We start from the raw sequence: 9,349 nt of genomic DNA, 5'->3' as shown, positions 1-9,349 counted from the left end.
CGTAAGGACACTAACACCTGAAGCTAGCGCGTCTACCAATTCCGCCACCTTCGCATACCATCGACACTATGAAAGTATCGTTACCACGGAGGCGCATTCTAGTGGTTTTCGGCGACACGTCAATAGTTAATTATGCAGGTTGTATCGATTGCTGCAAAAATGGGCGGATTTGCCCGCAGGAAGCGCCAGCGGTACCAGAAACGGGCCGCCGGCGTGAGAAGGCGACTATTTTTTCGCCTGACGGGTCATGATGGTGCGATAGACCTTAAAACGTCCGGTCTGGGCGATCACCTCATGGAAGCCGAACGTCTCATCCAGCACCTGCGGATACGGCAGGAAGGCGTTGGCGACAATGCGCAGCTCGCCGCCGCTGTTCAGATGGCGAACCGCGCCGCGGATCAGCGCCTGGGTGGCTTCGAGGCTGGTCTGCAGCCCGTCATGGAATGGCGGGTTGGAGATGATCATGTCGAAGCGACCATTGACCTCGGAGAAGACGTTGCTGGCAAACACATCGCCAGCCAGGCCGTTGGCGGCAAGCGTCGCGCGGCTGGCTTCGACCGCAGGGGCGCTGACGTCGCACAGGGTCAGGCGCACTTTCGGCGAATGGCTGGCCAGCGCGGCGGCCAGCACGCCTGCGCCGCAGCCGACGTCCAGCACTTTCCCTTTGGTATGCGGCTCGAGGGTGGAGAGCAGCAGCTGGCTGCCGACGTCCAGCCCGTCGCGGCTAAAGACGCCTGGCAGGGTTTTAATCGTCAGATTATCCAGTGTGTATTCGCCCCAGAAGGCATCGGCGTTGAAGGCGGGCTGCTTTTCCAGTCGGCCATGATAGAGGCCACAGCGGCGGGCGCTATCCACTTTGTTTAATGGCGCGTATTCAGCCAGCATCTGCTCCGCGCTGCGGACGCCGCTGCGGTTTTCACCGACGACGAAAATGTCGCTTCCCACCGGCAGCAGAGAGAGCAGGTTCATCAGCTGGAACTGTGCCTCTGGTTTATTCTTTGGCCAGTAGTAGATCAGGGTGTCGCATTCGGCGACGTCAGCGGCCTCAGCCACTAAGCTAAAACGGACGGTGTCTCCCATCTGGCGGTTGAGAACCTGCCAGTGGTGGAACTGTTGGGTGTGGGCGCGGCTGGCCGCGGTATCCAGACGCGCAGGCAGGTCATCCTGCAGGTCACCGGCAAACAGAACGCGGGCGGACTCGAAATCATCACTGTGGCGCAGCAAGACTTCACTTGCCGGGGTAAAAGCGGACATGAAACACTCCTTCATTAAGACTGGCGCCGATTATAGTAGTTTGTTGGCGCAGATACGACGGATTTGCTATATTGCGCGCTTGTTTAACAGGAGTGTTTCGCTATGACATCCCGACGAGACTGGCAACTACAGCAGCTGGGCATTACCCAGTGGTCGCTGCGCCGACCGGGGGCGTTGCAGGGCGAAATCGCTATCTCGCTTCCTGAACATATTCGTCTGGTGATGGTGGCGGAAACCCCGCCGTCGCTGACAGAGCCGCTGATTGGCGACGTATTGCGCGCGCTGGCCGTGACGCCAGATCAGGTCCTGCAGCTGACCCCGGAGCGGGTGGCGATGCTGCCGCAGGACAGCCGCTGCAACAGCTGGCGGTTGGGCACAGAGGCGTCGCTGCCGCTGGCGGGCGCCCAGGTGTCCACCCCCGCTTTTGATGAACTCCAGACCAGCGCGCCGGCTCGCAGGGCGCTCTGGCAACAAATCTGCGCACATGAACACGATTTCTACCCTCAGCACGGCTGATTTAACCCGAGCCTGGCAAATCGAAACCCGCGCCCACGCTTTCCCGTGGAGCGAACAGACCCTGGCCAGTAACCAGGGGGAACGCTATCGCAACTATCAGCTGTCGGTGGATGGCGAAATGGCGGCGTTCGCCATTACGCAAGTGGTGCTGGATGAGGCGACGTTGTTCAATATCGCGGTCGATCCCGCTTACCAGCGCCGTGGCCTGGGGCGAGCGCTGCTGGAACACGTCATTGATGAAGTCGAAAGGCTCGGCGTCGTCACGCTATGGCTGGAGGTGCGCGCCTCCAACGTTGCCGCTATCTCGCTGTATGAAAGCTTAGGCTTCAATGAGGCGACGATTCGCCGCAACTACTACCCGACGGCCGACGGGCGCGAAGACGCCATTATTATGGCTCTGCCAATCAGTATGTAAGACAAGGTGATACGATGAAATGGGACTGGATTTTCTTTGATGCCGATGAAACGCTGTTTACGTTTGATTCTTTCAGCGGCTTGCAGCGGATGTTTCTCGACTACAGCGTGACCTTTACCGCCGAAGATTTTCAGGACTATCAGGCCGTGAATAAGCCGCTATGGGTGGATTACCAGAACGGCGCCATCACCTCGCTGCAGCTGCAGCACCAGCGCTTTGACAGCTGGGCGGAACGTTTGAATGTGCCGCCGGGGGAACTCAACGACGCGTTTATGAATGCGATGGCGGAAATCTGTGCGCCGCTGCCGGGCGCGGTCTCTCTGCTCAACGCGCTGCAGGGCAAGGTCAAGATGGGCATCATTACCAACGGCTTTACCTCGCTGCAGCAGACTCGTCTGGAGCGGACCGGTTTACGCGATCACTTTGATTTGCTGATTATTTCTGAAGAAGTGGGCGTCGCCAAACCGGACGCGCGCATTTTCGATTACGCGCTGGCGCAGGCGGGTAACCCACCGCGCTCGCGGGTGCTGATGGTCGGCGATACCGCCGAGTCGGATATTCGCGGCGGCGTGAATGCCGGACTGGCGACCTGCTGGCTCAATGCGCATCAGCGCGAGCTGCCGGCGGACCTCGAGCCGGACTGGACGGTGACCTCGTTAAGCGAACTGGAGCAGCTCCTGTGTAAACACTGATTGCCTCCCCCCCGTTGATGGGTAAAATAGCCGCAATTTTTCGTATTCCACATGCGTGGCTCATGGCCGCGTTTACTTAGAAGATTAATTATGACGTTGTCTCCTTATCTGCAAGAGGTGGCCAAACGCCGCACTTTTGCCATTATTTCTCACCCGGATGCCGGTAAGACCACCATCACCGAAAAGGTGCTGCTGTTCGGACAGGCGATTCAGACCGCCGGTACCGTAAAAGGTCGTGGCTCCAGCCAGCACGCGAAATCCGACTGGATGGAAATGGAAAAGCAGCGTGGTATCTCGATCACCACCTCGGTGATGCAGTTCCCCTATCATGACTGTCTGGTGAACCTGCTGGATACCCCGGGGCACGAAGACTTCTCGGAAGATACCTACCGTACCCTGACAGCGGTGGACTGCTGCCTGATGGTGATTGACGCGGCAAAAGGCGTCGAAGATCGGACCCGTAAGCTGATGGAAGTCACCCGTCTGCGCGATACGCCGATCCTCACCTTTATGAACAAACTCGACCGTGATATCCGCGATCCGATGGAGCTGCTGGATGAAGTGGAGAACGAGCTGAAAATCGGCTGCGCGCCGATTACCTGGCCTATCGGCTGCGGTAAGCTGTTCAAGGGCGTCTATCATCTCTACAAAGATGAAACCTACCTGTATCAGACCGGTAAAGGCCATACCATCCAGGAAGTGCGCATCGTGAAGGGGCTCAACAACCCGGATCTCGACGCGGCGGTGGGGGAAGATCTGGCGCAGCAGCTGCGCGACGAGCTGGAGCTGGTGCAGGGCGCGTCGAACGAGTTCGATAAAGATCTGTTCCTGGCCGGGGAAATCACCCCGGTGTTCTTCGGGACCGCGTTAGGTAACTTCGGCGTTGACCATATGCTGGATGGCCTGGTGGAGTGGGCGCCGGCGCCGATGCCGCGTAACACCGACACCCGTGAAGTCACCGCGACGGAAGAGAAGTTCACCGGCTTCGTGTTTAAAATTCAGGCCAATATGGACCCGAAACACCGCGACCGCGTGGCTTTCATGCGCGTGGTGTCAGGTAAATATGAGAAAGGCATGAAGTTGCGTCAGGTGCGCATCGGTAAAGACGTGGTGATCTCCGACGCGCTGACCTTTATGGCCGGCGACCGTTCGCACGTTGAAGAAGCCTATCCTGGGGATATCATCGGCCTGCATAACCACGGCACCATTCAGATTGGCGATACCTTCACCCAGGGCGAGATGATGAAGTTCACCGGTATTCCGAACTTCGCACCGGAACTGTTCCGTCGTATTCGCCTGAAGGATCCGCTGAAGCAGAAACAGCTGCTGAAAGGGCTGGTTCAGCTCTCTGAAGAGGGCGCGGTGCAGGTCTTCCGTCCGATCGCCAATAACGATCTGATCGTCGGCGCCGTGGGTGTGCTGCAGTTTGACGTCGTCGTGGCGCGCCTGAAAAGCGAATACAACGTGGAAGCGATTTACGAATCGGTCAACGTGGCCACCGCGCGCTGGGTTGAATCCACTGACGTGAAGAAATTCGAAGAGTTCAAACGTAAAAACGAAGTTCAGCTGGCGCTGGATGGCGGCGATAACCTGACCTACATCGCCCCGACGATGGTCAACCTGAACCTGACGCAGGAGCGTTATCCTGACGTGGTGTTCCGCAAAACGCGCGAGCACTAATCCCTGACGAAGCGCGGCGCAGGCCGCGCTTTTTTCTTCTTCCGCCCGCGCTTCCCTCCTTCTGGAAAGTTCTTAAAACGCCGCTAATTCGTCTGTTTTTTATCCATATCCTCCGCAACCCCTTCGCCTGTCTACTATATTTAATTCGTGTTTTTAAAAATGCTGGCGTAATTCACTGCGATAAGACGCCAGCGCTGGTGAAAAAACGAGGACATCACGATGACCAGACTAAAGAATGCCAATATGTTGCTGGCGCTCTTCTTAGGCTTAGCCGCGTTGAACGCCTCGGCAGAGACGGAAAAAACAACGGTAGACAGTGCGAAGTCAGCTGCCAGCAATGCGGGAGAGGCGGTAGACAATTCGATTAATAAAGTCGGCGATTTTATGGACGACAGCACTATTACCGCACGGGTAAAGGCGGCGCTGATCGACCATAAAGATATTAACTCCGGCGATATTTCGGTGAAAACGGAAAACAAAGTGGTCACCCTCAGCGGCGACGTCACCAGTGCTGAACAGAAAAGTCAGGCGCTGAGCGTGGCAAAAGCGGTCGAAGGCGTCTCTCAGGTCAACGACAAGCTGACGGTGAAGCACAAATCGTCGAGTGAGACGGCGACGCTGAAAGGCTATGCCGGGGACACCGCTATTACCAGCGAAGTGAAGGCTAAGCTGCTGGCGGATGACATTGTCCCTTCGCGCAATGTGAAAGTCGAAACTAACGCCGGCGCAGTGCATCTGACCGGTACGGTGGCTTCCGCGGCGCAGGCTGAGCGCGCCGCAGAGATTGCGAAAGCGGTTTCCGGTGTGAAAAGCGTCCGCAACGATCTTAGCGTGAAGTAAATCGAGTTATTAACAAAAGTGTTGTCTGGCCAAGGTTGCCGAACGAATAGCAGCACCCACTGAGCGATGAGCTTTCCAGAAAGGGTGCGCAAACCGCTGTTCACCGTCCATTATGGTAAGGAGAAAAGTATGTTTCGATGGGGAATTATTTTTCTGGTCATTGCATTAATTGCTGCGGCCCTGGGCTTTGGTGGTCTGGCGGGTACTGCCGCTGGCGCCGCGAAAATCGTCTTTGTCGTCGGGATTATCCTGTTCCTGGTGAGCCTGTTTACAGGACGCAGACGTCCGTAGAGGGACAACAATCCGGGCGATGCTGAAGCCTGAGCGTTTTTACTGACACGTCGTCTTACACAAAGCCAGTCCTGCGGACTGGCTTTCGCGGTTTAAGCGATGGGCAAATTGCGTTACCTTGTCAGGAGAAGACTAATCGAACAGGAAAGCAGGGTGGGGCAACGCATTCCCGTTACGCTGGGCAATATCGCCCCGCTGGCGGTTAAACCCTTCCGACCAGGCAAGCTGGCGCTGGTGTGTGAAGGCGGGGGACAGCGAGGGATTTTCACCGCCGGGGTTCTGGACGAATTCATGCGCGCCGGATTTAACCCCTTTGACCTGATGCTGGGGACCTCCGCGGGGGCGCAAAACCTCTCCGCTTACATGTGTAATCAGCAAGGCTATGCCCGCAAAGTCATCACACGCTACACCACCTCACGCCAGTTTTTTGATCCGATGCGCTTTGTGCGCGGCGGCAACCTTATCGATCTCGACTGGCTGGTGGAGGCCACCTCGCAGCAGATGCCGCTGGCCATGAACTATGCCGAAACGCAGTTCGCGCTGGGCAAAGAGCTGTGGATGTGCGCCTGTCGCGGCGACGATTACTCCGCCAGCTATTTTTCACCGACGCCGCAAACCTGGCTGGATCTGATCCGCGCCTCCAGCGCCATCCCCGGTTTTTACCGCAGCGGCGTGTTGCTTGACGGCGTTAGCTACCTTGACGGCGGCGTCAGCGATGCGATCCCGGTACAGGAGGCGGCCCGCCGCGGCGCTCAGACCATCGTGGTGATCCGCACTGTCCCTTCGCAGATGTTTTACACCCCGGAGTGGTTTAAGCGGATGGAGCGCTGGCTGGGGGAGAGCAGCCTGCAGCCGCTGGTCAATCTGGTGCATCATCACGAAACCACCTATCGCGCCATCCAGCAGTTCATCGAAAAACCGCCCGGCAAACTGCGGATCTTCGAAATCTATCCCCAGCGGCCGCTGCGCAGCATGGCGCTTGGCAGCCGACTGCCGGCGCTGCTGGAGGACTACAAAACCGGACGCCAGTGCGGCCGTTATTTCCTGGCCACCGTGGGTAAACTGCTGGCCGACCGGCCGCCGCTGTTGCGCCACGCGCCGCGTATCGCCCGGCCTGCGCCGGTGGTGGTGCCGCCGGTGCCGGTGGCCAATGAAGCGCCGCAGGCGACCATCATCGCTGCGCCGCAGGCCAATGACGCAAGCTTTAATCATGAGGATCTGGCGTGACGCACCGTTTTATCGATACCCACTGCCACTTCGATTTTCCCCCCTTCGCGGAAGATGAGGTCGCCAGCCTGGCGCGTGCGGCGCAGGCCGGCGTCGGGCGAATTATCGTTCCGGCCATCTCCGCTGAGCGTTTTAGCCGCGTGCTGGCGCTGGCGGCGCAGCACGAGGCGCTGTATGCCGCGCTGGGCCTGCATCCGATTGTCATCGAGCAGCACACCGATGAGGGGCTGGCGCAACTGGAGGCGTCGCTGGCGCAGCGCCCGCCAAAACTGGTGGCGGTGGGGGAGATTGGTCTCGATCTCTATCGCGACGAGCCGCAGTTCGATCGTCAGCAGGCGCTGCTGGAAGCGCAGCTGCGTCTGGCGAAGCGTTACGATCTGCCGGTGATCCTCCACTCCCGACGCACCCACGATAAGCTGGCGATGCTGCTGAAAAAACATGCCCTGCCGCGTACCGGGGTGGTACATGGCTTCGCCGGCAGCCTGCAGCAGGCCGAGCGTTTCGTACAGCTTGGCTATAAGATCGGCGTTGGCGGCACCATTACCTATCCCCGCGCCAGTAAAACCCGCGAGGTGATGGCGCGTCTGCCGCTTTCAGCCCTGCTGCTGGAGACCGATGCCCCGGATATGCCGCTCAATGGCTTCCAGGGACAGCCCAATCGCCCGGAGCAAGCTGCGCGGGTATTTGACGCCCTGTGCGAACTGCGGTCGGAGCCGCCGGCAGCCATAGCCGAAGGGATAATGCGCAACACGCTCGCCTTGTTTTCCCTGCCCTCCGCCACTGTATGGTGATCGAATTCTCATAATTGTTCATCCATATCATTGATTTGCGTAAAATGTGTGAAGCCTGGCAGGCAGGATAGTTTCATGCCGATATAATCACGCCGTTAGTGCTGGACTATCAAAACACAGGGAATTTGTATGCAAATCCTCATGGGACTTATCGGCATGGTGGCGCTGTTGGCCATTGCTGTGCTGCTCTCCAATAATCGAAAAGCCATTAACCTGCGTACTGTGCTCGGCGCCTGGATAATCCAGGTGGGTATCGGCGCGTTGATATTGTATGTACCGGCCGGGCGCTCGGCGCTGTTAGCGATGTCGAACGGCGTCGCCCGCGTAATTGCCTATGGCAATGAAGGGATCGGTTTCATCTTCGGCGGGCTGGTCTCCGATAAAATGTTCGAGGTGTTTGGCGGCGGCGGCTTTGTCTTTGCCCTGCGCGTGCTGCCGGTGATCGTCTTCTTCTCGTCGCTGATTGCCGTGCTTTACTACCTGGGCATTATGCAGCTGGTCATTCGCATTCTCGGCGGCGCGCTGCGGGCGGTACTGAAGACCTCGCGTACCGAATCGCTGTCGGCCACGGCGAACATCTTCGTTGGTCAGACCGAAGCGCCGCTGGTGGTGCGTCCTTATATCGCCACTATGACCCGCTCGGAGCTGTTTGCGGTCATGTGCGGCGGCCTGGCCTCGGTGGCAGGTTCCGTGCTGGCGGGCTATGCGCAGATGGGCGTTCCGCTGGAGTACCTGATTGCCGCGTCGTTTATGGCGGCGCCGGGTGGACTGCTGTTTGCCAAAATTATCGTACCGGAAACGGAAAAGCCGGACGATAACCCGGCTCATGACCGCCAGAGCGCAGACGCGGATAAACCGGCCAACGTGCTGGACGCCGCCGCCTCCGGCGCCGCGTCTGGTATGCAGCTGGCGCTCAACGTCGGCGCGATGCTGCTGGCGTTTATCGCGCTGATCGCCCTGCTGAACGGCATTCTGTCCGGCGTCGGCGGCTGGTTTAACCATCCGGAGCTGTCGCTGCAGATGATCCTCGGCTGGGTCTTCTCACCGCTGGCGTGGGTGATCGGCGTGCCGTGGCACGAAGCGACGGTAGCGGGGTCGTTTATCGGCCAGAAGCTGATCATTAACGAGTTCGTGGCCTATATGAACTTTGGCGAGTATCTGAAGGCGGACGCCGAGGTGGCGGCGGCCGGGCTGCAGGTTATTTCAGATCACACCAAAGCCATTATCTCTTTCGCGCTGTGCGGATTCGCTAACCTGTCATCGATCGCCATCCTGATTGGCGGCCTCGGGGGGATGGCGCCCAACCGGCGTCAGGATATCGCCCAGCTTGGGCTGCGTGCCGTGGCGGCGGGGACGCTGTCTAACCTGATGAGCGCCACCATCGCCGGGGTTTTCCTCGCCCTCTAAGCCAGTTCCCTCAACCAGCGGCCGTCGCGTCGCTGGTTTTATTGAATTTGTGAAAATTCCATCATTTCTGGCTTTCAGAAAAATAGCTTATATTTCAAAATATAATAATTTTATCACCGGCTGGGTGAGCAAAATGTGCGCCACGGTGTCGAGAGTCTCTGTCATTGTGTGTTAGAATTATCACATCCTCATTGGGTGCGGAGTTTCGATTATGCTTAAGAGGGGCGTGAGGATAA

At 58.3% G+C, this 9,349-nt stretch carries 10 protein-coding genes; 9 read left to right on the top strand and 1 reads right to left on the bottom strand.

Annotated elements, in window-relative coordinates:
* Window positions 1–225: 225 nt before the first annotated feature.
* On the bottom strand, window positions 226–1,254 hold the full coding sequence (rsmC, locus tag ABLV52_RS12530; protein WP_348890447.1) for a 16S rRNA (guanine(1207)-N(2))-methyltransferase RsmC: 1,029 nt from the start codon (window positions 1,252–1,254) through the stop codon (window positions 226–228).
* Window positions 1,255–1,356: 102 nt separating this feature from the next.
* Between rsmC and ABLV52_RS12525 the strand changes: the two genes are divergently transcribed.
* From ABLV52_RS12525 to ABLV52_RS12485, 9 genes are all read left to right on the top strand, one after another.
* Complete coding sequence (locus ABLV52_RS12525) at window positions 1,357–1,770, top strand: DNA polymerase III subunit psi (protein WP_004886506.1); 414 nt, start codon at window positions 1,357–1,359, stop codon at window positions 1,768–1,770.
* Complete coding sequence (rimI, locus tag ABLV52_RS12520; protein ID WP_348890446.1) at window positions 1,739–2,185, top strand: ribosomal protein S18-alanine N-acetyltransferase; 447 nt, start codon at window positions 1,739–1,741, stop codon at window positions 2,183–2,185. Before ABLV52_RS12525 ends, rimI begins: the two co-directional genes overlap by 32 nt.
* A gap of 14 nt (window positions 2,186–2,199) precedes the next feature.
* Complete coding sequence (gene yjjG / locus ABLV52_RS12515) at window positions 2,200–2,877, top strand: pyrimidine 5'-nucleotidase (protein WP_023291888.1); 678 nt, start codon at window positions 2,200–2,202, stop codon at window positions 2,875–2,877.
* A 90-nt stretch (window positions 2,878–2,967) separates the two neighbouring features.
* Window positions 2,968–4,557, top strand: coding sequence for a peptide chain release factor 3 (gene prfC / locus ABLV52_RS12510; protein ID WP_002887711.1), 1,590 nt, complete (start codon window positions 2,968–2,970; stop codon window positions 4,555–4,557).
* A gap of 219 nt (window positions 4,558–4,776) precedes the next feature.
* Window positions 4,777–5,397, top strand: a complete 621-nt coding sequence (gene osmY / locus ABLV52_RS12505) for a molecular chaperone OsmY (protein ID WP_032454796.1) — start codon at window positions 4,777–4,779, stop codon at window positions 5,395–5,397.
* 129 nt (window positions 5,398–5,526) lie between these two features.
* On the top strand, window positions 5,527–5,688 hold the full coding sequence (locus tag ABLV52_RS12500; protein WP_002887716.1) for a DUF1328 family protein: 162 nt from the start codon (window positions 5,527–5,529) through the stop codon (window positions 5,686–5,688).
* A 153-nt stretch (window positions 5,689–5,841) separates the two neighbouring features.
* Window positions 5,842–6,915 carry a patatin family protein gene (locus ABLV52_RS12495; RefSeq protein ID WP_023291890.1) on the top strand — a complete coding sequence of 358 codons (1,074 nt, stop codon included), beginning with the start codon at window positions 5,842–5,844 and terminating at the stop codon, window positions 6,913–6,915.
* Window positions 6,912–7,706 (top strand): metal-dependent hydrolase, encoded by a 795-nt coding sequence (locus ABLV52_RS12490; protein ID WP_032452382.1) that lies wholly within the window; start codon window positions 6,912–6,914, stop codon window positions 7,704–7,706. The genes ABLV52_RS12495 and ABLV52_RS12490 overlap by 4 nt, the downstream gene beginning before the upstream one ends.
* Before the next feature lie 129 nt (window positions 7,707–7,835).
* On the top strand, window positions 7,836–9,113 hold the full coding sequence (locus ABLV52_RS12485) for a NupC/NupG family nucleoside CNT transporter (protein WP_032452383.1): 1,278 nt from the start codon (window positions 7,836–7,838) through the stop codon (window positions 9,111–9,113).
* The last annotated feature ends 236 nt before the right edge of the window (window positions 9,114–9,349 follow it).

It is taken from the genome of Klebsiella sp. GB_Kp056, assembly GCF_040064755.1.
Taxonomy (GTDB): domain Bacteria; phylum Pseudomonadota; class Gammaproteobacteria; order Enterobacterales; family Enterobacteriaceae; genus Klebsiella; species Klebsiella quasipneumoniae.
The sequence above is the reverse complement of the archived record's forward strand: the minus strand, read 5'-3'. Positions and strand labels throughout refer to the sequence as shown.